This window comes from Streptomyces sp. NBC_00554, from assembly GCF_041431135.1.
In the GTDB taxonomy this organism is placed as follows: domain Bacteria; phylum Actinomycetota; class Actinomycetes; order Streptomycetales; family Streptomycetaceae; genus Streptomyces.
The window spans coordinates 8,368,959-8,392,499 of record NZ_CP107799.1 but is presented as its reverse complement, the minus strand read 5'-3'; the positions used below and the strand labels follow the sequence as shown (position 1 = coordinate 8,392,499).

Genomic DNA, 23,541 nt, shown 5'->3' with positions numbered 1-23,541 from the left:
ACCTCACCGTCAGGGCCGCCGGTTGCAGAGGTGGACTGACTTGTCCTCAGTCCCGCGCCATCCCGAACCGCGCCCGCAGTCCCGTCCGTTCATCGGTGGCCACCGCCGCCGCCCCGTCCGTCACCGTCTCGTACACGGACAGGATGTCCGCCCCGACGGTCGACCAGTCGAACCGCCGTACATGCGCGCTCCCCCGCTCGCGCAGCTCCGCGCGACGCCCGGGGTCACCGAGGAGCCGTACGGCGGAGGCGGCCAGCGCGTCGGCGTCCTCGTTGGCGAACAGCTCACCGGCCGCGCCGTGGTCCAGCACCTGCGCGAACGCGTCGAGATCGGAGGCGAGCACCGGCGCGCCCGCCGACAGGGCCTCCACCAGGATGATCCCGAAGCTCTCGCCGCCGGTGTTGGGTGCCACGTACACGTCGACACTGCGCAGGAAGCGTGCCTTGTCCTCGTCGCTGACCATGCCGAGGAACTCGACGCGCGAGCGCATCTCCTCCGGCAGGTCCTCGACGGCCTCCTTCTCGTCGCCGCGCCCCGCCACCAGGAGCCGGGTCCGCGGGCGCTCCGCCAGGATCTTCGGCAGGGCCTTCATGAGGACCGGCAGGCCCTTGCGGGGCTCGTCGATACGGCCGATGAAGCCGAGGGTCTCGCCCTGCCACTCGGACTTGGGCTTGGCGCGGGCGAAGAAGTCGACATCGACGCCGTTGGGGATGACGACGGCGTCGCCGCCCAGGTGCTCGACGAGGGTGCGGCGCGCGTACTCGCTCACCGCGATCCGCGCGCGGATCTTCTCCAGGGCGGGCTGGAGGATCGGGTACGCGGCGATCATCGCCCGGGAGCGCGGGTTCGAGGTGTGGAAGGTGGCGACGATCGGGCCCTGCGCGGCCCAGCACGCCAGCAGACCCAGCGACGGCGAGGCCGGTTCGTGGATGTGGATCACGTCGAAGGTGCCGTCGTGCAGCCAGCGCCGCACCCGGGCCGCCGACAGGAAGCCGAAGTTCAGGCGGGCCACCGAGCCGTTGTACGGCACCGGAACCGCGCGGCCGGCCGAGACGACGTACGGCGGCAGGGGTGTCTCGTCGTCCGCGGGAGCGAGGACGGACACCTCGTGTCCGAGGCGGATGAGGTGTTCGGCCAGGTCACGGATGTGGAACTGGACGCCGCCTGGCACGTCCCAGGAGTACGGGCAGACGATGCCGATCCTCACGGGGTCCTCTTCTCGGGATCCTTCGGGGGACCCTGGTCGGGACCCTGCTGGGGATCCCTCTCAGGATCGAGGTCCTTGAGCCACAAGCGCTGAAGCATGTGCCAGTCCTCCGGGTGTTCGGCGATCCCCGTGGCGAAGGCGTCGGCCAGCGCCTGTGTCATGGCAGACGTCTTTTCGGCCCGGGTGCCTGTCCCGGGTACCTCGACGGGAGGATGGATGCGGCCCTGCATCACGGGCGAATCGTCGTACCAGAGTGTCACCGGAAGGAGCAGGGCGCCGGTCTGCTGGGCCAGCAGCGCCGGTCCGGCCGGCATCCGGGTCGCCTCGCCGAAGAACTCGACCTCGACGCCGGACGCGGACAGATCCCGCTCGGCGACCAGGCAGACCAGGCCGCCGTCCCGCAGCCGCCGGGCCAGCATGCCGAACGCGGTGCCGCCGCTGTGCGGCAGGACCTCCATGCCGAGGCCCTCGCGGTAGGCGACGAAACGGTCGTACAGCGACTCGGGCTTGAGCCGCTCGGCGACCGTCGTGAAGGGGGTCTCGAGCTTGGTGGTGACCCAGGCGCCCGCGAGATCCCAGTTGCCCATGTGCGGCAGCGCGAGGATCACGCCCTTGTCGGAGGCGATCCCGTCGGTGAGGTAGTGCTCGTCCTTCACCTCGAAGCCGGTCTTCACGCGCTCCTTGCTCCACGCCGGAAGCCGGAAGGACTCCATCCAGTAGCGCAGATACGAGCGCATGCCCGCCCTGGAGAGCTCGGCGAGCCGCTCCGGGGTCGCGTCGGGCACCACGCGCGCGTAGTTGCTCTCGAGACGCCGTACGCCCTTGCCGCGCTTCTTCCAGGCGATGTCGGCGATGGTCCGGCCCAGCCGGACGGCGACCGGCTCGGGGAGCTTCTTGACGGTGCTCCAGCCGAGCGCGTACGCCCCGTCCGTCAGCCGGTCCTTGAGACTGCTCACTTCGTGGTCCCGCTGCTCTGGGCCGACGCCTCGGCCTCCGCCGCGGCGTCCGCCTCCGCGGACTCCCTGCGCACCGTCACGACCCGCTGGATCAGCGTGACGAGGCTGCCGACGGCGACGATCCACAGCGCGATGGGCAGCAGTACGTCGATGCCGGGAATCCCGAACTTGTGCATGCCGGCGAGGCCCGCCGCCACCAGGGAGATCACCAGACGCTCGGCACGCTCGATCAGTCCGTTGACCGCGACCGGCAGACCGATCGACTCGCCGCGGGCCTTCGTGTACGAGACCACCTGGCCGCTGGCCAGGCAGAAGATCGAGACGGCGCACAGGACGTTGTTGTCGCCGCTGCCCGCGTACCAGAGCGCGAAGCCGCCGAAGACCGCGCTGTCGGCGACCCGGTCGAGCGTCGAGTCCAGGAAGGCGCCCCAGCGGCTGGTGCGGCCGAGCTGGCGCGCCATGTTGCCGTCGACGAGATCCGAGAACACGAAGAGCGTGATGACGATCGTGCCCCAGAAGAACTCTCCCCGGGGGTAGAAGACCAGCGCGCCCGCCACCACTCCGGCCGTACCCAGGAGGGTGACGGTGTCGGGGCTTACCCCCCGGCGGATGAGAAACGCGGCGAACGGCGTGAGGACACGCGTGAAGAATGCACGCGCGTACTTGTTCAGCATGGCCTTCCCGATGGTCGGTGTGGCCGCGCGGCCCCTGTTGGCCACCGGCTGGCCCATCGTAGCCACGCGCGCGCTTGTGCGACGGTCGGGCACCCGCGCCCCCGTGTCCCGGCGCGATCACACCGGTGTCATGGCGCGATCGCGTCCGCTGTATGGACGCACCGTGACGCGAGTGGAAAGCTCGAAGGCACCGCGGGCGTCACCGGAGCCGCCACCGCTGGGGGTGCCCCCGGACGGAGTCTGGGGGAGGCTTCCGCATGTCCGCGCCCACAGTGACCTCACCGTGTACGGGAGGCAAGGCCATGGGCGACAAGGCGAACGCACACCCCGGAGCCGCCGGCAGGGCTACGGCGGCCGACCACCCCGCGTCCGTACGGAATGTGGTGCTGGTCGGCCACAGCGGATCGGGCAAGACGACTCTGGTGGAGGCTCTCGCGCTGACGGCGGGAGCGGTGAACCGGGCGGGCCGCGTGGAGGACGGCGGCACCGTCTCCGACTACGACGAGATCGAGCACCGGCAGCAGCGCTCGGTGCAGCTCTCCCTGGTACCCGTCGACTGGGACGGATACAAGATCAATATTCTGGACACTCCCGGATACGCCGACTTCGTCGGGGAACTGAGGGCCGGTCTGCGAGCGGCGGACGCGGCCCTTTTCGTCGTCTCGGCCTCGGACGGAGTGGACGGCTCGACCCGGATGGTGTGGGAGGAGTGCGCGGCCGTCGGCATGCCGAGGGCCATCGTGATCACCCATCTCGAATCCGCGCGGGCCGACTTCGACGAGATGACACGCATCTGCGCGGAGGCCTTCGGCGCCGACGACCCCGACGCCGTACTGCCCCTGTACCTGCCGCTCCACGGCGAGCAGGGACCGGACGGGCACGCGCCCGTCACCGGGCTGATCGGGCTGCTCTCGCAGCGCCTGTTCGACTACTCCTCCGGGGAGCGCAAGGAGGCCGAGCCGGGACCCGAGCAACTGCCGCTCATCGAGGAGGCGCGCAACCGGCTGATCGAGGGGATCATCGCCGAGAGCGAGGACGAGACCCTCATGGACCGCTATCTCGGCGGCGAGGAGATCGACCTCAAGACGCTTGTGCAGGACCTGGAGCGGGCCGTGGCACGCGGGACCTTCTTCCCGGTGCTCGCCGCCGCTCCCGCCGCCGACGGCGCCCGTCAGGGCCTCGGCACGGTCGAACTCCTCGAACTCGTCACGGGCGGTTTTCCCACCCCGCTGGAGCGCGAGGCACCCACGGTCACCACTCCGGACGGCAGAGCGCGCCAGGTGAGCGCCTGCGACCCGGACGGGCCGCTGGTCGCGGAGGTCGTGAAGACCGCGTCCGACCCCTACGTGGGCCGTGTCTCGCTCGTCCGGGTCTTCTCGGGCACCCTGCGACCCGACGAGACGGTGCACGTCTCCGGGCACGGGCTCACCGACCGGGGTCACGAGGACCATGACGTCGACGAACGCGTCGGCGCCCTGTCCGCGCCGTTCGGCAAGCAGCAGCGGGCCCTCACGCACTGCATCGCGGGCGACCTGGCGTGCGTGGCGAAGCTGAGCCGGGCCGAGACCGGCGACACCCTCTCCGCCAAGGACGATCCGCTGCTGATGGAGCCCTGGCAGATGCCCGACCCGCTGCTGCCGCTCGCCATCCAGGCACACAGCAAGGCCGACGAGGACAAACTCTCCCAAGGCCTGGGACGGCTGGTGGCCGAGGACCCCACCATGCGCCTGGAGCAGAACCCGAACACCCACCAGGTCGTCCTGTGGTGCCTGGGCGAGGCCCACGCGGACGTCGCCCTTGAGCGGCTGCGCAGCCGCTACGGCGTCCAGGTCGACGTGATCCCGTACAAGGTCTCCCTGCGCGAGACGTTCGCCGACAAGGCCGCGGGCCGCGGCCGCCATGTGAAGCAGTCCGGCGGGCACGGCCAGTACGCGATCTGCGAGATCGAGGTCGAACCGCTGCCGAACGGCTCGGGCATCGAGTTCGTGGACAAGGTCGTCGGCGGTGCCGTGCCACGGCAGTTCATCCCCTCCGTCGAGAAGGGCGTACGCGCACAGGCCGCCAGGGGTGTGGCCGCCGGCCATCCCCTCAACGACATCCGGATCACCCTGCTCGACGGCAAGGCGCACTCCGTGGACTCCTCCGATGCCGCGTTCCAGACCGCGGGCGCGCTCGCCCTGCGCGAGGCCGCCGCCGACGCCAGGATCCATCTCCTGGAACCGGTGGCCGAGGTGACCGTGATGGTCGGCGACGACTATGTGGGCGCCGTGATGAGCGACCTGTCGGGGCGGCGCGGGCGGGTCGTCGGGACCGAGCAGGCGAGGGGCGGGCGGACGCTCGTACGGGCCGAGGTGCCGGAGATCGAGATCGGGCGGTACGCCGTCGATCTGCGTTCCCTTTCGCACGGCACCGCGCGCTTCAGCCGCAGTTACGCGCGGCACGAGCCGATGCCGCCTCAGATCGCCGAGAGGATCCGTGAACAGGCACGGGACGCCTCGTAGTTGGGGCTCTCCCAGGAGTGGTCCCGTTTCCCTTCGCGTCGGCGGACGGCTTCGGTCGTCCGCCGACGAATGTCGGTCCCGGCCGATACTCTGAGAACCTGATCAAGACGATGACCTGATCAACAGGTGTGCGGAGCACGGAAGTCGGGAAAGGCCGCAGCAGCGGAACAGCGGCAATGGGGGGCGGAAGTGGCGTTCGACGGATTCGATTTCACTCCTGGGGCGCAGGTGCCGCTCTCGGGGTCCGAGGGACAGACGGCCGCGACGTACGCTCTCGCCTCGGCGTCGTACCGGGACAGCCCGGTCGAGGAGATCCTCAAGGCCGACAACGAATGGCACAAGTCCACCGTCAAGCCCCCACGGATCAAGCTGTTCTCGCCGAACCTGGGCGAGGCCTTCGCGCGCGCGGTGCAGGACCGCATGCTGGGCGTCGGCCGCAAGCCGCTCATCCAGTCCTTCGGCACCGAACCGCAGGTCGTCGTGGAGCACTGCCTCGCGGCGAACCGCATCCGCAGGGAGCGCGACAACTGGCTGTCGGCCGTGATGGTGCTGTGCGGTGTGCTCTTCCTGCCCGGGCTGCTGATATGGCTGCTGGTCTTCCAGATCCGGTCCACCATCGCCAAGCGTGATGACAAGCGGGCCTCCGCCCTCGCCACCACGCTCCTGGTCGCGGTCGGGGCCCTCGCCGTGCTCTTCCTGCTCAAGATGCCGTTCACCGGCTTCTGGGCCTGGTACGCGCGTGCGTCGATCGTCCTCCCGGTCGTCGGCTGGCTCTGGGCCAAGCAGATCTGCGAGCGCACCGCCAAGGACCTGCGTGAGCGCTGGGGCAGCCTGCTGTCCGGCGGCGCCATCGGTGCCAAGATCCCCGAGGCGGTGCCCGGCAGCCCCGGTGAGTCCGCGGCCGAGCGGCTGCGTCAGGAGCTGGCCCGGCTCAGCGCCGAGCAGCAGTCCAACTCCGTGTTCTACGCCGGGCCCAAGGGCATTCTCGGTATGGGCACCCGCTGGGGCAGCTGGCAGCTCGCCGAGGAACTGGTGGCGCGCGACGCGACCAAGGAGATCCACCCGTTCCGCAGCTGGGACGTCATCCGGTCCATCCACGACCAGCTCCGCATGCTGGAGCGCGGGCCGCTCAACACCGGTGGCTTCACCAAGCCGACGATCAAGCACTGGATCGTCACGCCGATCGGCGAGAACGCCAAGGCGGTGTCCCGGCCGGGCGGTACGGATGTGGACGCGTACACGATCAAGACCCACGCCATACAGGACATCTGCAACAAGCAGCAGTTCGGCAGCGGTGACCGGCACTATCTCGGGGTCCAATGGACGCTCTGGGACGGCCAGTTGGTCATCACCATGCTGATCACCGTGACCGTGCTGCACGAGACGCTGCGTATCGAGGTCACCGGGCACGCGTTGGGGCCGGTGAACCCGCTGTTCACCAGCAAGCCGGAGGCGCCGACGAAAGAGGTCGCGAAGGCCGTCAAGTTCTGGGAGACCCGCAAGGTGAAGCTGCCACTGGTCACCACCGACGAGGTCGTGCGGCTTGCCGCCCGTGCCCCCTTCACCTGGTATCCGCCGCTGCTCAACTGGCTCGGCGGCACGCTGGAGCTTCCGGAGCCGTTCGGGCTGCGGCACTCCTGGGCCGATCAGCCGTGGCGGCATCGCTTCATGGCCGACGATGCGTTGCGGGCGGCGGCGCCTGTGCTTCGGGTGGTGCACTCCGCTGCGATGAAGGTGCTTGAGGAGAACGGTGTCGACACGGAGCAGTTCGGGAACCGGTCGTCGTTCCTGAGTACTGCGGTGCAGGATCCGATGCCTCGGAAAGCTGACGTGTACGACGCGTAGGGCGCCTGCGGTTCGTCGGGGGTCGGGGCCGTGCCGGAGCATCCGTCCTCGGTCTGGCGCGGAATCGGTTGCTCACCAACGTGCCGGTGTTGACGCGCCAGCCGCTGCGGGCGGACGTTCCGGCACGTCCCCTTGCGCCGTCTTGCGGGCTCCCAGGCTCCTCGTCGTACGTCAGGCAGGGGTCGGCCAGGCGTCCGCCAGCATCGTGCGGGTGTCTGCCAAGAGCTGGGGGAGGACCTTGGTGTGGGCCACCACCGGCATGAAGTTCGTGTCGCCGCCCCAGCGGGGGACGATGTGCTGGTGGAGGTGGGCGGCGATGCCTGCGCCTGCCACTGTGCCCTGGTTCATGCCGATGTTGAAGCCGTGTGCGCCTGAGGCCGTACGGAGGGCGGTCATCGCCTGCTTGGTCAGCTCGCCCAGTTCGGCGGTCTCCGGGTCGGTCAGGTCGGTGTAGTCCGCTACATGGCGGTAGGGCACGACCATGAGGTGGCCGCCGTTGTACGGGTAGAGGTTGAGCACCGCGTACACCTGCTCGCCGCGCCTGACGATGAGCCCGTCCTCGTCGGACTTGGCGGGGATGGAGCAGAAGGGACAGCCGTCGTCGGCCCCCGGGCCGGTGGGCTTGTTCTCACCCTGGATGTAAGCCATCCGATGGGGCGTCCACAGGCGCTGGAACGCGTCCTGGGTTCCCACTCCGATCTGCTGCTCCGGCTCACTCGTCATGAGGTGCAGCATATTGCTTCGCCCGTTCGCGGCGTGTCGGCGGGTGCCGAACAAAAGGGTCCGCGGCCAAGCTGGGGCGATGGACGACGACAGCCGAAAGGCCCACTGGGACCGGCGCACCGAGATCCCACTCGCGCTGGCCTCGCTGCTGTTCCTGGCCGCGTACGCGGTCCGTGTCCTGGGTCACGGGCTGCCCACGGCATGGCTGGACACCTGCCTCGCGGTGCTGTTCGCCGCCTGGGCGGTGTTCGCCGTCGACTATGCCGTGCGCTGGCGGCTGAGCCGACAGGGACCCCGCTTCGTACGCACGCACTGGCTGGACACGCTGGTGCTGATCCTGCCCCTGCTGCGCCCGCTGCGTGTGGTCAGGGTGTACGAGGCTGTGCAGCGGAGGCGCGGGCAACCTCGTCTCGCCCTTTACGCGCGCGTGATCGTGTACGCGGGTCTGTCCGCGCTGCTGCTCGGTTTCGCGGGCTCCCTTGCCATCTATCAGCAGGAGCACGCGGCACCGGACGCGACGATCCGTACCTTCGGGGACGCCGTGTGGTGGACCTGCGCCACGCTCGCGACGGTCGGGTACGGGGACGTGGTACCGGTGACGCCGATGGGGCGGACGATCGCGGCCGGGATCATGGCGGGCGGTCTCGCGCTTCTCGGGGCGGTGACGGGGTCGTTCTCGTCCTGGCTGCTGCAGGTGTTCTCGCGGGAGGGCGAGGACAGCGAAAAGCCCCCGGGAAGCTGAGCTCCTCGGGGGCCTTTCATGCGCGCATCAGACCTGTGCGCGCTCCTCCACGACCTTCACGATCTTGGCGATCGCTTCGTCGACCGGGATGCCGTTCTCCTGCGAGCCGTCGCGGTAGCGGAAGGAGACGGCGCCGGCCGTCATGTCCTCGTCGCCCGCGATGACCATGAAGGGCACCTTCTGCTTCTGCGCGTTGCGGATCTTCTTCTGCATGCGGTCCGAGGAGCCGTCGACCTCGACGCGGAGTCCGGCCGCCTTGGCCTTCTTGGCGAAGTCCGCAAGGTACGGCACGTGCGCGTCGCCGATCGGGATGCCGATCGCCTGGACGGGCGCCAGCCAGGCCGGGAACGCGCCCGCGTAGTGCTCCAGGAGCACCGCGAAGAAGCGCTCGATCGAGCCGAACAGCGCGCGGTGGATCATGACCGGCTGCTGCTTGGAGCCGTCCGCCGCCGTGTACTCCAGGTTGAACCGCTTGGGCTGCTGGAAGTCGACCTGGATGGTGGACATCTGCCAGGAGCGGCCGATGGCGTCCTTGGCCTGTACGGAGATCTTCGGGCCGTAGTACGCGGCGCCGCCCGGGTCGGGAACCAGCGGGAGGCCCTGCTTCTCGGCCGCCTCGCGCAGCGCGTTGGTGGCCTCCTCCCACTCCGCTTCCTCACCGATGAACTTCGGGGAGTCGTCGCGGGTGGAGAGCTCCAGCTCGAAGTCGTTCAGGCCGTAGTCGCGCAGCAGGTCGAGGACGAAGGTGAGCAGGGAGTCCAGCTCGCTCGCCATCTGCTCCTTGGTGCAGTAGATGTGCGAGTCGTCCTGGGTGAAGCCGCGGGCGCGGGTCAGGCCGTGCACGACGCCCGACTTCTCGTAGCGGTACACCGTGCCGAACTCGAAGAGCCGCAGCGGCAGTTCGCGGTAGGAGCGGCCGCGCGCCTTGAAGATCAGGTTGTGCATGGGGCAGTTCATCGCCTTGAGGCGGTAGTTCTGCCCGTCGAACTCCAGCGGCGGGAACATCGCGTCCGCGTAGTTCGGCAGGTGCCCCGAGGTCACGAAGAGCTGTTCCTTCGAGATGTGCGGGGTGTTGACGAACTCGTACTCCGCGTCCTCGTGGCGCTTGCGCGAGTAGGTCTCCATCTCCCGGCGGACGATGCCGCCCTTGGGGTGGAAGACCGCAAGGCCGGAGCCCAGCTCCTCCGGGATGGAGAAGAGGTCCAGCTCGGCGCCGAGCTTGCGGTGGTCGCGCTTCTCGGCCTCGACGAGGAAGTCGAGGTACGCCTTCAGCTCTTCCTTCGACGGCCAGGCGGTGCCGTAGATGCGCTGGAGCTGCGGGTTCTTCTCGCTGCCCCGCCAGTACGCGGCGGCCGAGCGCATCAGCTTGAACGCCGGGATGTTCCGGGTGGTGGGCAGGTGGGGACCGCGGCAGAGGTCCTTCCAGCACAGCTCGCCGGTCTTGGCGTCGAGGTTGTCGTAGATCGTCAGCTCGCCGCCGCCGACCTCCGCGTCGGCGCCCTCGGCGGCCTGCGCGGCGTTGCCCTTGAGGCCGATGAGCTCCAGCTTGTACGGCTCGTCGGCCAGCTCCTCGCGGGCGGCGTCGTCGGTGGTGATCCGGCGCGAGAACTTCTGCCCGCGCTTCTGGATCTCCTGCATCTTCTTCTCGACGCGCTTGACGTCCTCCGGCGTGAACGGCTCGGCGACATCGAAGTCGTAGTAGAAGCCGTCCTTGACCGGCGGGCCGATGCCCAGCTTGGCCTCGGGGAAGAGCTCCTGCACGGCCTGCGCCATGACGTGCGCGGTGGAGTGGCGCAGGATGTTGAGACCGTCCTCGGAGGAGATCTCTACGGGCTCGACCTCCTCGCCGTCCTGCACCGCGTACGCGAGGTCCTTGAGCTCGCCGCCGACGCGGGCCGCGACGATGGTGCGCTGGCCGTCGAAGAGGTCGGCGGCCGTAGTGCCCGTCGTCACCACTCGCTCTTCCCGCTCGGAATCGCGTTGGATGATCACACGGACGTCTGACACCGGTCTCTCCTACCTGAAGGGCACGCGCGCATCTTCTATTGCGTACGTAATACGAGAGCGATCGTACCGAGACGTGGGGCCCCTACGCGAAACGGTTCCGGTCAGTCCCCGCTGCACGCTTCCTCGAAGAAGTCCAGGTTCTCCTGGAGCGACTTCATCAGGCGGTCCCGCTCGGCCTCGTCGACCTGTACGGGTGCGACCCCGGAGGCGTCCGTGAGCCGGCGGAAACCGCCCCGGCTCTCCAGCCGCCCGTGCACCCGCACCGGCAGCCCGACCAGATGGGCGTGGCCCGCGATCCGGTACGACTCCTCGTCGAGCGTCATCCGGACGTGCGGGACCTCCGCTCCGGCGATGACCCGTAGTCGTACGGTGCCCTCGCCGCGCGGCCCCGACCTGCGCATGCGCACGACGGCGCCGGTGAGGCGCACCGGCACGGACGGCTCCTCTCGCAGGAAGCGGGCGCCGGCCTCGCGCAGGACGGGCAGGTCTCCGGGCGAGAACTCGACGGGCTCGGGGGGCGCCGCGCAGCCCTCGGGTACACCGGCGGCGGGCGCCCACTCCACGGCGATCCGTGCGCCCTCGGTGCCGCGGACGAGGGCCACCAGGGCTTCCAGGAGTTCGTGGCTGACGCCGGCCTCGACGGCGGCGTCGAAGGCTTCCATGCCGCCGGTGGCCCGCTGGTAGTCGATGGCCTCGCGGGCGGCGTACAGCGCCTGGTGCAGGCGTACGGCGAGGGGGCGCCCGGTGGCGACGGGCACGAAGGCGGTGAGCTGGCGTCCGCCGGGCTCGGCGCCGACGAGCACGCTCTCCAGGGAGGCGACGGCGGGCCTGCGGTGGCGGGCTCCGTAGTAGCCCGCACGCGCGCGCGTGGCCAGTGCCCCGGCCAGCAGCATCTGGCGGGCGGCGGCGCGCAGTTGTTCCTCGACGGTCCAGGGCGCGGCGCCCACGGGTCCGGTCGGGACGTCGCGCCACCAGCGGATCTCGTCGCTGGGCACGGCGAGCGCGACCAGAACGTCGCGCGCGGAAGGCGAGGCGCTGCGGGAGAGCGCGACGAGTGCCTCGCCGAGCAGGTCGTCGCTGTCGGGGAAGGCCCGGCTTTCCGGTACGAGCAGGCTCGTACCGCCGCCGCCGGGCCCGGGTGGGGTCCACCGGCCGTACCGTCCCGGTGCTCCGCCGCGTCGCTGCCAGCCGTGCCGGTGGAGCAGCGCGCTGAGCACGACGGGGTCGACCTGGCCGGGCTCGGGCGGCTCGTTCCAGAGGGCCTCGACCGGGTGCGGCCTGACCGGCCGCAGTACTTCGTCGATGGGGCGGTGCGTCACGGTTTTCCTCCCGTCCCGACCCGCGTCATGATCTCGCAGAGCGCACGGTCGTCGAAGATGCGCGCGGTCGGTATCCGGACGGTTGTCCTGCGCCGGCCGGTGACGGCCTGGCCGGCGAGGTTGATCCAGTAGCAGCAGTGCCGCAGGTCGAGGCGGTCGTGGCTGGCGCGCAGCCACTCGTCCTGCGATCTGGGCACGAGCATCACGACCAGTATTTTGTGCACCGAGACCGGGGTGCGGGCCAGCTTCTCCAGGTGGGGGTTGTCGAGCGTGAAGGAGAAGGCGGGGCCCGGCGGGTTCGGCGGGATCTGGTACGTGCACTTGAGCTGCACCTTGATGGTGACTTCGTCGTCGACCGTGTGCCCGGGGGCGCTGTGGCTGACGTGCCAGTCGATGCCGTTGTCGGGAAAGGGCTGGGACAGCGAGCAGCCCGCCGCCGCCGCGACGGCGTGCAAGTAGCCCACCTGCAGTGTCTCCATGCAGGCGGTGGTAGCGAGTGAGCCTCTATGGGGTGCTGTGCGCTGGGGCAGCAGCCCGCCCCGTTCGGGCTGCGCGAGTGCCATGAGTCCAACAGCCTTCCAAACCAGGTGTATCCCCGCGACGGGCCGCTGAACTGCGAAGACCCGTACCTCTGTTGTCTCCTTCCGGCGTACGGCGCAAACAGCCCGGGTATCACCAAACTGGCAGAAGACGGCGCGTCAGCTGCCGTGGGTGAACGAGGAGTTGTGTACGTATGACGTGCTGGTACGAGGGCCCCTTGGCCGCGTTCGACACGGAGACCACGGGCGTGGACGTCGAGACCGACCGGATAGTGTCGGCCGCTGTCGTCGTCCAGGACGCCCCGGGCAGCCGCCCGCGGGTGACCCGGTGGCTGGTGAACCCGGGAGTGCCGGTGCCCGAGGGGGCGACGGCGATTCACGGACTGACGGATGAGCATCTGCAGCGCAACGGCCGCTGGCCGTCGCCTGTGATGGACGAGATAGCCAGGGAACTGGCCGAACAGGCCACGGCGGGCCGCCCGCTCGTGGTGATGAACGCTCCCTTCGATCTGACCCTTCTGGACCGGGAGTTGCGCCGCCATCGCGCTTCGACGCTCGACCACTGGTTCGAGACGAAGCCGCTGCGCGTGCTCGATCCCCGGGTCCTCGACAAGCACCTGGACCGCTATCGCAAGGGCCGCCGCACGCTCACCGACCTCTGCGCGCACTACGGCGTGGTGCTGGAGGGCGCGCACGACGCGGCGGCCGACGCGCTGGCCTCGATGGATGTCGTACGGGCGGTAGGGCGCCGTTTCCCGGCCCGCCTGGAGCGGCTCTCCCCGGCCGAACTGCACACGCTGCAGGCCGTGTGGCACGCGGCACAGGCGCGTGGACTGCAGGCGTGGTTCGCGCGCAGCGGCTCGGAGGAGGCGGTGGATCCGGCGTGGCCGCTGCGTCCGGACCTTCAGGCGGCCGCCTGAGCACGCACAGGGAGAAGAACACAGAAAAACCGGTCCGTCTGCGACGGACCGGCCTTCTCCGGGTGGGCGATACTGGGTTCGAACCAGTGACCTCTTCGGTGTGAACGAAGCGCTCTCCCACTGAGCTAATCGCCCGGGAACGCACCGAACAATACAGGTCTCGGCGGGTGTCGTTCAAACCGCTTCCAGGTACGCCCTGAGTCCGCGCCGCCCCGCCCGCATCATCAGCGCGTGATTGGCGCGGAAGACGGGCCGCCCCGGCACCGCGAACCGCCGCAGCAGGCGCTTGTTCAGCACGGCCTCCTGGTCGTACTGGGCCCGGGTGCCCCGCCCGTCGGCGGTCAGCGTCCAGCGGGCCCAGCCGTCGATGTCGCCGGACATCGAGATCTCCAGGACGCCGCCCGCCGGGTCGCGGAGCACCTCACGCCCGGTGAAGGTCATGTCGTACGGCAGGGCCGAGCGGATCCGGATGACGCCGCTGCGCTCGTCGACGCGGGTCACCTCGCGCACCTGTGGCCACCAGCGCGGGTACTCCTCGGCCTGCTCGAGGACGACGTACACGTCGGTGGGCGGCGCGGGGAGGTCCCACACGCTGCGGAAACGGTAATGGCTCCAGTCCATGCACGGAGTGTGCCCGCAAGGGAGTTGAGTACCGCCTGAGTACGCGCACTCATGCCGGAGAACGTGACCGGGACCACACTCCTCAGCATGACCCACATCCCGCCACCGGCCGAGGAGTTGCGGTTCCTCGACACCGAGCTGCGGCAACTCGACGCACGCCGGGCCCAGTTGCTGGCCCGCCGCGCGTGGCTGCTCCACGCGCTGTACCCGGTACCCGCACCCCGGCCCGCCGTTCGCCGACCCGAGACCACGGCTCCCAGCGTCCAGAACGTCCTCCTGATCCTCGGCGGCATCCTGCTGACCGTCGCCGCGATCGCGTTCACGCTGGTCAGCTGGGGTCACCTGGGGATCGCCGGACGGGCCCTTGTACTGGGTGCGGTGACAGTGGCCGCGCTCGGCGCGCCCATGCCGCTGCTCGGGCGGAGCCTGCGCTCGACCGCCGAGTCGGTGGCGGGGCTGGGTCTCGCGCTGACGGTCCTTGACGCCTACGCGCTGTACGAGGTCGCGTTCCCGGACGCGGACGGCCTCGGGTACGCGGCCGTGGCGTCGGCGGTACTGGCAGTGGTGTGGGCGGCGTACGGGCTCACGCTCGGCGCACTGCGCACGTCGCCCGGTGACCGGGCGCCCTTGAGCAGCCCGCTGCGGCTGCCCCTGCCGGTCGCGACCGCGACGGCTCAGCTGCCGCTGCTCCTCTGGGCGGGTGCGGCCGACGCGGACGCCCACACCGTGACGGCCGCGCTGCTGCTGACGGCCGCGTTCGACACGGCCCTCGCGCTCCGGACGCCCGTGAAGTCCGTACGAATCGTCTCCACCGTGGGCGCGTACGTCATGGGCGGCTGGGGCACCTTTGCCGCCGGCTGGCTGTCTCTGACGGCCTCCGGCACGAGCGCCGCCGCCCGTGCGGCGGCGCTCCTCCTCTTCGCCGCGGCGATCGCGCTGACGGCGGCATGGCTGGCCCCGAGGCCGCGCGTCGGCACCGGCATCGCGCTGACCGGCGGCCTGATCGCGGTGGCTGCGGTCGGTGGCGTCCTGCGCCCGTCGCTGCCCGATGTCTGGACGGTTCCGGGCTATCTGGTGTGCGGTGTCGCCCTGTTGGCGGCGGTGCGCACGCGCCTCCCCGAGCCGGTGCGGCACGGTCTCGCCGGGGCGTCCGGCTCCGTACAGGCCCTCGCGGTGGTGTGGGCGCTGCCCGCGGTCACCGTCGCCCTGCTGGGCCCGGTCGACTGGACCCGGAGCGCGTGGTCCGGTTCCCCGGCGAATGCCCGCGACGCGGTGACGACCGGCAATCCCTGGCCCCCGAACGCGGCCACGGCACCTCTCGTACTCGCCCTCGTCGCCGCCGTTCTCGTGGTGGCCGTCCGCGGCACGACCTGGCGCCCGCGTGCCCTGACCGGCGCGCTGACGCTGACCTGGGCAACGGCGATCGTCCTCCCCGCGACCCTCGAACTCCCCTATGCGGCAGGCCTGTTCGCACAGACTCTGGTGACTGCGGCTCTCGTGGCGTACGCACTTCGGGCTTCGAGGGTCCCGACGCCGGCGCTTCCCGCGCCCGCCTTGGCATCGTTTGTCCTCTCCCTCCTCACCGCCCTCAGCCTCGCCTTCCTCGCCCTGGCTTCCGAGCCGGCGACTCTGAGCGTGCTGGCCACGCTGACCGTCCTGTTCGCGGCCGCCGCGTGGCGACCGCACCTCGGCCCGATCGCGGCACCGGCCGCCCTCGTCCACGCGACTGCCCTGACCTGCGCCGCCGGAGCGTCCCTCGGCTGGCAGCCGCAGCACACCGCGCTGCTCGTCCTCGTGGTGCCCATCGCCGCCGCACTGCTCGCGGCCCGCCTCGACGCCTCCCCGACGGCCTTGTCCGTCGAGGTGACGGGAGCCGCCGCCGCGCTGCTCGCCGTCGGGCTCGCGGTCACCGATCCGCCGATGCTGGCCCTGGTCCTGGCCCTCTGCGGAGTGATCGCCGCGGGCACGGCCGTACGGGAGGACCGGCGCCCCGTCGGCTACGCGGCCGCCGTGCTGTTCGTGCTGGCCACCTGGGTCCGCCTGGCGTCCTGGGACATCGGTTCCCCGGAGGCGTACACCCTTCCGGTGACCGTCCCGGCGCTCCTCGTCGGGGTACTCAGGCGCCGCAAGGACACGCAGGTCTCGTCGTGGACGGCGTACGGGCCCGGCCTCTCCGTCACGCTCGTGCCGAGCCTCTTCGCGGCATGGGGCGACGCGCACTGGCTGCGCCCGCTGCTGCTCGGCGCCGCAGCACTCGCCGTCACCCTCGTGGGCGCCCGGCACCGCCTCCAGGCGCCGCTGGTGTTGGGCGGCACGGTGCTCACCCTTGACGCGCTGCACGAACTCGCCCCGTACATCGCGCAGGTGGCCGGCGCGCTCCCCCGCTGGGCGCCTCCCGCACTCGCCGGTCTGCTGCTGCTCGCGCTGGGTGCGACGTACGAGCAGCGGATCCGGGATGCGCGGCGGGTGCGGGAGGTGCTGGGGAGGATGGACTGAGCGGTCGCGGGGAAGTGAGGCACGTCCCCGCGACCGCTCAGGCGGCCGTCACGAAGGCATCCTGTCGCCGAGAAGTGCCAGGTTCTCGATGGCGGCGAGGCCGTACAGCGCAGTGTCGTTGGTGTAGACCCAGTTGGCCTCGCTGCCCGGCACCAGCGTGACCGGGCCGCTCAGCTTCTCCGTGATCCAGGGCGCGGACTCCTTGTAGCCGTCGGAGTTGTAGAACTTGTCCCACGCGCGCGTGGCGAGTTTCGCGTCGCCGGTCTGGACGGCCGCGTAGGCGTCGAGACGTGAGTGGCCCTGGAACAGCAGCAGGGTGCCGAAGTTGGAGCCGTACCGGGCCGCCTGTTCGGCCTTCGTCGCGTTGAAGTAGCGGCAGTAGTCGAGGTACGCGTCCTTGAACTTGGGTACCTCGACGAGGTCGATGAGTTCGGCGCACAGCTCGTTGAGGCCGAACACCGCGGACAGGTGCGAGACGCCCACCACGGGCGCGGCGGCGATCGCGAACTTCCCCGTATCGAGGTCGTACAGTCCGCTGCCCTGCACAAATCCGTTGGGCTGGGCGGCGATTGTCTCCATCGTGGACAGCACCCGCGCCTTGGCCTTCTCCCACTTCGGGCCCTTGCGCTCCCACTCCGTCAGCCACGCCGACACGAGCCCGCTCCAGTCCGTGCCGAAGCCGATCGAAAGGGCGTGCCGGTCGGGCGTGTACGGCTCGGTGCGGATCTTGCGGATCGGGTCGAGGACGAGGAAGGTCTCGTCGGAGTCGACGTTGGCGTGCATGAGGTCGCCGACGCGTTCATCGGCGGTGAGGAAGTAGTAGTAGCGCCGGTACGTGGTGTTGGCGATGCGCTGCTGCTTCGCACTGTCGGCGTAGTGCTGGATGCCGTGCCGGGTGCCCAGGCCCGCCCATTGACCCAGGTGGTAGACGTCGACCTCGCCGGTGTGCCGGGTCATCGCCTCGGCGAAGCGGAAGATGTCCGCGCGGCCGGAGCGCAGGTAGGCGAACCAGAGCCAGAGGTCGGGCGAGAGCTCGGAGTTGTCCCAGGCGTAGCCGCCGACGTCGTACCGCCACTGATGCCTGACCGGGTCGTACGAGTGCATGATGTCGCCGTAGTCCCAGAAGCCGTACCAACGGCGCATCTCCACCTGGTCCTTGTAATAGGTGAAGAGGAAGTCGAGGTGGTCCTCGATCTTCGCCTTGGCGGTGGTGGAGCGGTCGGGCTCGGAGAAGAGGCCGCCGAACACCTTGGCCTTGACGAGGTGCGCGGGCGGGGCGGCGAGTTGCGGCAACACCCGTACTGCTTCTACCTGTTCGGCGAGCGCCTCAGGGGTGGGCGTCGACTCGTTGGCCCAGAAGAGGAGTTCGGAGGTGCGGGCGATGCCGTACGGGGTGCCGAAGCCCGGCTCGTAGTCCTCGTAGGTGATGTTGAGGCCTTCGAGCTGCTCGGCGAAGGTGTCCTGGCCCATGCCGTCGTGGTAGAAGCGCAGGTCCATGGGTTGCGCCTCGGGCGACCAGAGCCAGAGGGTGACTTCGGCCTCGTCGGTGTGGGCGTCGCGGATGTCGAGCTGCGCCGGGTGCTTCTCCCAGAAGTCCCGCAGGCCGAAGGAGAATCCGCCGCTGGGCCCGCCGACGTATCCGAAACCGGACGCCCGCTTGCCACCGCCCGCGGGGATCCAGCCGTACCCCTTCTTCGTGCGCTTGCGCAGGCCGAAGCCGTCGGCGGAGAGCTGCGAGAGCGTGTAATCGCCCCACTCGGGGATGTACTGGAGCCGCGTGGTGACCCGCTGGTCCCAGGTCGACGGATCGGGCAGCTTCTCCCCCGCGAACTGGGCGGCCTGGACCGCCGCGCCCGGATCGCGCCGCAGCCCGGTGATGCCCTTCACCGCTTCCCGCAGCAGACCGGTGCCGTCACCGCCGATGCGGATGTGCCGGTCGTACGAGGCGTCGCGCATCGGCACGGTGAAGCGGACACCGAGGCCGCGGATGAAGTCGCCGCTCGCCTTGCCGGGCTCCTGCGTCCCGTCGAACGTGATGGTGTGCACCATGCGGAACGACTCGGCGCCCGCGTAGAAGTACAGCCGGACCGAGAAGGGGAGCCAACTCCGGCTGCCCTTGCGGTGCTTGCCGTCGATGCGGACGACGGCACGGACCAGGCCCTCCTGTTCGACCTCGACCTCGGAGATGGCGCTCTCGAAGCGTTCGAACTTCTCCGCGCCCTGGTCCTCGTCCTCGATCTCGGGCTGACGGATGAGTACGAGTCGGCCGTTCTTGGCGATCTCGGTGGACCCGCGGGTGACGGACTTGACGAGCGTGGAGCCGCTCTTGCCGATCTTCGCCGTGATGACCCCGGTCGATATGTCGATGGTGCCGCCGCTCTTGTCGACGGTGACCGACTTGTCGGGGGCGGCCGGCTCGCCCGCGGCGAGGCTGAGCTTCCCCGATCCTGAACTGACCGCGTGGGCGGTCCACTTGAGGGAGCCGTCCGGCCAGTACGCGATCGGCCAGGACTGCACGGGCACGGCCTTGCCCTCGGCGTCCGTGAGCGCGAAGGTCTGGTCCTCCGTGTACGCGCCCTTCGGCCAGGGCACGCCGACGGTGGAGCCGGGGGCGGCGCCGAGGCCGCCGTCCTCCAGCCAGTCCAGGGTGACGGGGTCCGCGTCGGCGGCCTCCGCTCTCGGCGCGGCCTGGGCATTCGCGCTTCCCAGCGCCCAGCTGAACTGCGCGGCGGCTCCGGCGACGGCGGCCGCCTTGAGCAGAGACCTGCGGGGAATGGGAGACATGGCCTTTCCTTTCCGTGCGGGGAAGTCAGGGGCATGACAGACAGAGGTACGACGCCCAGGGCGCCGACCTGCGAGGGGCTCACCGGAGGCGGTGGCGCTCCTCGACGGCGACGGCCGCCGCCGCGACGGCCCCCAGGACGGGGACCGCCAGTGGTGCGATGAGCCAGGCGGAACAGGCCACCACGGCCAGTCCGCCGACGAGCAGGAACGACCCGGCCGGGTCGAGGACCGTACGACGCCCGGCGCCCGCGAGCAGCACACGCCAGGACGCCCCGGGCTCCCAGACCGCCGCCGCGCGCAGCCCGGCGACGGCGAGTCCGATCAGCGCGAAGAGTCCGACGGCCCCGACCAGCGGGCCACCGGGGATCCCGGCGCGCACGGCCTGGACGTCCACCCAGACCGCGGCGGCCGCGGCCCAGCCGGCGACCCCGGCGATCCAGCCGCCCCGGACGGCCGCCCGGAAGTCGGCCGTGAACTCCCGCCAGCCACCGGCCTCATGGGCCGTACGCCGCCGCAGATGCCGCGCACCCGCGGCGAACGCGGCGGGGTAGGTGACCAGCGGCAGCGAGGCCACCGCGATCCACACCCCGGTGAGCAGACACTCGGCGAAGACGGCGAACCGCTCGGCGAACGCGGACTCCCGAGGTTTCCTGCGTTCCTTGGCGCGTGCCTGACTGCCGGCCATCAGCCCTTCAACCCCGACGTCGCCATACCGTCGATCAGATACCGCTGGAAGGCGAGGAAGAACAGCAGCACGGGCAGCAGCGCGACCAACGACATCGCGATCATGCCGCCGTAGTTGGCGACACCCTCCTGGTCGCGGAACATCATCATCCCCAGCGAGACGGTGTACTTGCTGGGTTCGTTGAGGTAGATGAGCGGGCCCATGAAGTCGTTCCAGGCGTTGATGAACGTGAAGATCGCGCTGGTGATGAGCGCGGGCCGGCACAGCGGCAGCACGATCGACCAGTAGATCCGCAGATGCCCGCACCCGTCGAGCCGGGCCGCCTCGTCCAGCTCGCGCGGCAGATTCCGCATGAACTGCACCATCAGGAAGACGAAGAACGCCTCGGTGGCCAGGTACTTGCCGATCAGCAGCGGCACATAGGTGTTGATCAGCTCCATCTTCTGGAACATCACGTACTGCGGAATGAGCAGCACGTGGTACGGCAGCAGAAGCGTGCCGATCATGATCGAGAACATCAGGTTCCGCCCGGCGAACCTGATCTTGGCGAAGGCGTACGCCGTCAACGAGCAGGAGATGACGATGCCGACGACGGAACCGAGCGCGTAGAAGAGGGAGTTCTGGAAGAAGGTGGCGATCGAGATGTCCGCGATGCCGTCGGCGAGCCCCTTGAAGTTGCCGAGGATGGGGCTGGTCGGGAACAGGTCGAGGCTGCCGATGATCTCGCGGCTGGGCTTGAACGAGGCGCCGATGACCCAGATGACGGGGTAGAGGACGACGGCGAGGACGGCCAGGGCGCCGAGGTGCCAGGCGAGGGAACCGGAGCGCTTGCGGCCGCTGGGGGGCCGTCCGGCCACCGCCGGGCCGAGTTCCACGGGCTTGCGCAGGGTGGTGCTCATCGGGCGTCCTCCTCGTAGTGCACCCACCGCTTCTGCGACCAGAAGAGGACGGCCGTCACCAGCGCCACGGCGAGCAGCAGCATCCAGGCCATCGCGGAGGCGAAGCCCATCTGGGACTCCCTGAAACCCTTTTGGTACAGGTAGCAGGTGTAGACGAGCGTGGCGTCGGCCGGTCCGCAGGTGGCGTTGGAGACGACGTAGGCCGAGCCGAAGATCTGGAAGGAGTGGATGGTCTCCAGGAGCACGTTGAAGAAGAGCACCGGCGAGATCATCGGCAGCGTGATGTTCCAGAACCGCCGCAGCGGCCCGGCGCCGTCCACCTCGGCAGCCTCGTACAGCTCCTTCGGCACCTGCTTGAGCCCTGCCAGGAAGATCACCATGGGCGCCCCGAACTGCCACACGGTGAGCGCGACCAGGCTGTAGAGCACCCAGTCCGGATCGCCGACCCAGCCGCCGGTGTGGAAGCCGAAGAACGACTGCGTACGGTCGACGATGGCTTCGTCCGAGAAGAGCGCGCGCCACACGAAGCCGACGGAGACGCTCGCTCCGATCAGCGAAGGGGCGTAGAAGGCGGCCCGGTAGAAGGCCTGGCCGCGCCTGCTCTGCGCGAGCAGCAGGGCGACTCCCAGCGCGAGGAGCAGCTTCAGCGGCGTGCCGATGACGACGTACTTGGCCGTCACCTCGACCGACTTCTGCCACCGGGGGTCCTCGAACATCTTGGTGAAGTTGTCGAAGCCGATCCACCGCGGTGAATTGAAGAGGTTGTAATCGGTGAACGCGAAGTAGAACGAGGCGGCCATCGGCCCCGCGGTCAGCAGCAGGAAGCCCGCGATCCAGGGGGACATGAAGAGATAGCCGGCGAGATTCTCCCGGCGCCCCCGCCGCTTTCGGTCGGCGGGGGCCGCGGGGTGTATCTCCGGGGCGTCGGGCGGAGAGTCCTTGACGAGCGTCACTGCGGTTCCCATCAGGCGGCGAGGGCGGTCTTCGCCTCGGAGAAGAACTGCTTCACCGCGTCGGCGACCTTGGTCGTGCCCTGCGACATGTCACCGGCGATACGCAGGAAGGCCGCCTCTGCGGTGTCCGCGCCGGCCGGGTGCGGGGTGATGGTGCCGAGGACTCCGGCCGCGGCGACATCCTCCTCGTACTGCGCGATCGCCTTGCTGGGGGCGTCGGCCGGCGTGAACGCCTCGAACTGCTCGGTGGTGGCGAGGATGCCGCGGTCGTAACCCATGATCTTGCCGACCTCGGGGTCGTGGACCATGAAGTTGATGAACTGGGCGACTTCCTTGGGGTGCTGGGTGCGCGCGGAGGCGCTCAGCATGAGCGAGGCGAGGTACTGACCGGTCTGCTTGCCGTCGGTCGTGGGGATCGGCGCGAGGCCGTACGTGCTGTCGCCCTCCGCGGTGTAACGCACCGTGAAGTTGTCCCAGGTGAACTCGGAGGCGCCGTGGGCGGCCGAGAGCGAGGACTTCGGCTTGTCCTGCTCGACCCGCTTCGGGTCGGTGATGATCCCGGCCTTGACGCGGTTGTACGCGTCCGTCCACCACTCCGTCAGATCGGCCTCGTCGAAGCCGAGTCCGTCCGCGGTGAAGAAGGCCTTCCCGTTCTGCCGGAGGTAGAGGTCGTAGAGATACATGATGCCGAAGTAGCCGGTGTCACCCGCCACCTTCTGCGAGTCATGGATCTTCTTGAGGGCGGCGAAATACTCGTCCCACGTCCAGCCCTGCTCGGCCTTGATGCCGGCCTTCTCAAATACCTTCTCGTCGATGACAAGTGACATGGTGTTGGATCCGACGGGTACTCCGAGAATCTTTCCGTCGACCTCGCCGACCTTTTCGACTCCGGCGCGGAAGTTCTCCAGGCTCAAATTGCCCGCTTCCACTTGGGGCTTGAGGTCGAGCAGCACACTTCTCTTGTCGTACTTCCGAAGAAATCCCACCGCGTTCTGGAATACGTCCGGCGGATTTCCGCCCGCGGCCTGGGTCTGGAACTTCTCCCAAAAGGCCACGTAGTCCTGGAAGTCCGTCTTCACCTTGATCTTCGGGTACTTCTTCTCGAAGAGCGCGATGGACTGGTTGATCCGCTTCGCCCGCTCGTCGGCACCCCACCAGGCGTACCGGATCGTGACGGTCCCGTCCCCGGAACCGCTCCCCCCACCGCACCCCGTCGCCGCCGCCAGTCCCAGCGTGGCCAGCGAAGCTCCGGCCGCCTTGAGGACCGTACGCCTCTCAACACTCCCGTTGTTTCCCACAGTCGGGCCTCCCCGCGACGTCACCGCCGCCTGCCGCATGAATCGTTTCAAGTAAGCGCTTGCTGGCATAAGGTACGGAGGGCTTTCGGGCGCGTCAATGATTCGGACAGGAATTGATGTGCGGCGGTCCGCCTGCACGGCGGCGCGAACTGGGAGTTGGCCCCGGGTCGCGTCCGCGAGTGTGCAGGTCGGGTGGGTGCGACCGACCTGCCGAACGGGATTCGGGGGGTCGGGCGAGATACGAGTGGGGCTGAAAACAGACGGGGGTTGGGGGGTTGGGCGGGGTGGGGGAACCGAGCGTGAGGGGTGACGGGGGGTGACTCTCGGGGGCATGGCGGGGCGGGGCCGGGCTGGGCCTGAGGGTGGCTCGGC

General features: G+C 69.7%; 18 protein-coding genes and 1 tRNA gene. 5 read left to right on the top strand and 14 right to left on the bottom strand.

Annotated features, from left to right (window positions below; all coding sequences use genetic code 11):
* Nucleotides 1-46: 46 nt before the first annotated feature.
* The 3 genes from OG266_RS37075 to pgsA are packed head-to-tail and all read right to left on the bottom strand — an operon-like array spanning nt 47 to nt 2,894.
* Nucleotides 47-1,207 (bottom strand): glycosyltransferase family 4 protein, encoded by a 1,161-nt coding sequence (locus OG266_RS37075; RefSeq protein ID WP_266467493.1) that lies wholly within the window; start codon nt 1,205-1,207, stop codon nt 47-49.
* A complete protein-coding gene (locus OG266_RS37070) occupies nt 1,204-2,163 on the bottom strand; it encodes a phosphatidylinositol mannoside acyltransferase (protein ID WP_371551080.1) in 960 nt (319 codons plus the stop codon). The genes OG266_RS37075 and OG266_RS37070 overlap by 4 nt, the downstream gene beginning before the upstream one ends.
* Nucleotides 2,160-2,894 carry a phosphatidylinositol phosphate synthase gene (gene pgsA / locus OG266_RS37065; protein ID WP_329550302.1) on the bottom strand — a complete coding sequence of 245 codons (735 nt, stop codon included), beginning with the start codon at nt 2,892-2,894 and terminating at the stop codon, nt 2,160-2,162. The genes OG266_RS37070 and pgsA overlap by 4 nt, the downstream gene beginning before the upstream one ends.
* 245 nt (nt 2,895-3,139) lie before the next feature.
* Between pgsA and OG266_RS37060 the strand changes: the two genes are divergently transcribed.
* On the top strand, nt 3,140-5,338 hold the full coding sequence (locus OG266_RS37060) for an elongation factor G-like protein EF-G2 (protein ID WP_371553091.1): 2,199 nt from the start codon (nt 3,140-3,142) through the stop codon (nt 5,336-5,338).
* Between the two features lie 189 nt (nt 5,339-5,527).
* Complete coding sequence (locus OG266_RS37055) at nt 5,528-7,183, top strand: hypothetical protein (RefSeq protein ID WP_266467487.1); 1,656 nt, start codon at nt 5,528-5,530, stop codon at nt 7,181-7,183.
* Nucleotides 7,184-7,354: 171 nt separating this feature from the next.
* Here the strand turns inward: OG266_RS37055 and OG266_RS37050 are convergent, their stop codons facing one another.
* On the bottom strand, nt 7,355-7,918 hold the full coding sequence (locus OG266_RS37050) for an HIT domain-containing protein (RefSeq protein WP_371551077.1): 564 nt from the start codon (nt 7,916-7,918) through the stop codon (nt 7,355-7,357).
* A 67-nt stretch (nt 7,919-7,985) separates the two neighbouring features.
* Between OG266_RS37050 and OG266_RS37045 the strand changes: the two genes are divergently transcribed.
* The gene (locus OG266_RS37045) at nt 7,986-8,648 is read left to right on the top strand and encodes a potassium channel family protein (protein WP_371551076.1); all 663 of its coding nucleotides are present in this window, start codon (nt 7,986-7,988) and stop codon (nt 8,646-8,648) included.
* Between the two features lie 27 nt (nt 8,649-8,675).
* On the opposite strand, the gene thrS is transcribed toward OG266_RS37045, so the two are convergent.
* The 3 genes from thrS to OG266_RS37030 form a co-directional block, all read right to left on the bottom strand.
* Nucleotides 8,676-10,655, bottom strand: coding sequence for a threonine--tRNA ligase (thrS, locus tag OG266_RS37040; protein ID WP_266467477.1), 1,980 nt, complete (start codon nt 10,653-10,655; stop codon nt 8,676-8,678).
* A 101-nt stretch (nt 10,656-10,756) separates the two neighbouring features.
* On the bottom strand, nt 10,757-11,974 hold the full coding sequence (locus OG266_RS37035; RefSeq protein WP_371551074.1) for a hypothetical protein: 1,218 nt from the start codon (nt 11,972-11,974) through the stop codon (nt 10,757-10,759).
* On the bottom strand, nt 11,971-12,537 hold the full coding sequence (locus OG266_RS37030; protein ID WP_326724330.1) for a DUF4365 domain-containing protein: 567 nt from the start codon (nt 12,535-12,537) through the stop codon (nt 11,971-11,973). The genes OG266_RS37035 and OG266_RS37030 overlap by 4 nt, the downstream gene beginning before the upstream one ends.
* A 170-nt stretch (nt 12,538-12,707) precedes the next feature.
* Here OG266_RS37030 and OG266_RS37025 point away from each other — a divergent pair, with 170 nt between their 5' ends.
* Nucleotides 12,708-13,433 carry a 3'-5' exonuclease gene (locus OG266_RS37025; protein ID WP_266467469.1) on the top strand — a complete coding sequence of 242 codons (726 nt, stop codon included), beginning with the start codon at nt 12,708-12,710 and terminating at the stop codon, nt 13,431-13,433.
* A 63-nt stretch (nt 13,434-13,496) separates the two neighbouring features.
* Here OG266_RS37025 and OG266_RS37020 read toward each other — a convergent pair.
* Together OG266_RS37020 and OG266_RS37015 are read right to left on the bottom strand one after the other, a co-directional pair.
* Nucleotides 13,497-13,568: transfer RNA gene (locus tag OG266_RS37020), tRNA-Val, on the bottom strand.
* A 39-nt stretch (nt 13,569-13,607) separates the two neighbouring features.
* Nucleotides 13,608-14,054, bottom strand: coding sequence for an SRPBCC family protein (locus OG266_RS37015; protein WP_371551072.1), 447 nt, complete (start codon nt 14,052-14,054; stop codon nt 13,608-13,610).
* A 51-nt stretch (nt 14,055-14,105) separates the two neighbouring features.
* On the opposite strand from OG266_RS37015, the gene OG266_RS37010 reads away from it, so the two are divergent.
* On the top strand, nt 14,106-16,550 hold the full coding sequence (locus OG266_RS37010) for an SCO7613 C-terminal domain-containing membrane protein (RefSeq protein WP_371551070.1): 2,445 nt from the start codon (nt 14,106-14,108) through the stop codon (nt 16,548-16,550).
* A 48-nt stretch (nt 16,551-16,598) separates the two neighbouring features.
* Here OG266_RS37010 and OG266_RS37005 read toward each other — a convergent pair whose 3' ends face one another.
* The 5 genes from OG266_RS37005 to OG266_RS36985 all read right to left on the bottom strand — a co-directional run bounded on the left by OG266_RS37005 (nt 16,599) and on the right by OG266_RS36985 (nt 23,208).
* Nucleotides 16,599-19,334, bottom strand: a complete 2,736-nt coding sequence (locus OG266_RS37005) for a Tat pathway signal sequence domain protein (RefSeq protein ID WP_371551069.1) — start codon at nt 19,332-19,334, stop codon at nt 16,599-16,601.
* A gap of 79 nt (nt 19,335-19,413) precedes the next feature.
* The gene (locus OG266_RS37000) at nt 19,414-20,019 is read right to left on the bottom strand and encodes a hypothetical protein (protein WP_371551067.1); all 606 of its coding nucleotides are present in this window, start codon (nt 20,017-20,019) and stop codon (nt 19,414-19,416) included.
* On the bottom strand, nt 20,019-20,918 hold the full coding sequence (locus OG266_RS36995) for a carbohydrate ABC transporter permease (protein ID WP_266467454.1): 900 nt from the start codon (nt 20,916-20,918) through the stop codon (nt 20,019-20,021). Before OG266_RS36995 ends, OG266_RS37000 begins: the two co-directional genes overlap by 1 nt.
* Nucleotides 20,915-21,883 carry a carbohydrate ABC transporter permease gene (locus OG266_RS36990; protein ID WP_371551064.1) on the bottom strand — a complete coding sequence of 323 codons (969 nt, stop codon included), beginning with the start codon at nt 21,881-21,883 and terminating at the stop codon, nt 20,915-20,917. The genes OG266_RS36995 and OG266_RS36990 overlap by 4 nt, the downstream gene beginning before the upstream one ends.
* Nucleotides 21,883-23,208, bottom strand: a complete 1,326-nt coding sequence (locus tag OG266_RS36985; protein WP_371551062.1) for an ABC transporter substrate-binding protein — start codon at nt 23,206-23,208, stop codon at nt 21,883-21,885. The genes OG266_RS36990 and OG266_RS36985 overlap by 1 nt, the downstream gene beginning before the upstream one ends.
* Between the last annotated feature and the right edge of the window lie 333 nt (nt 23,209-23,541).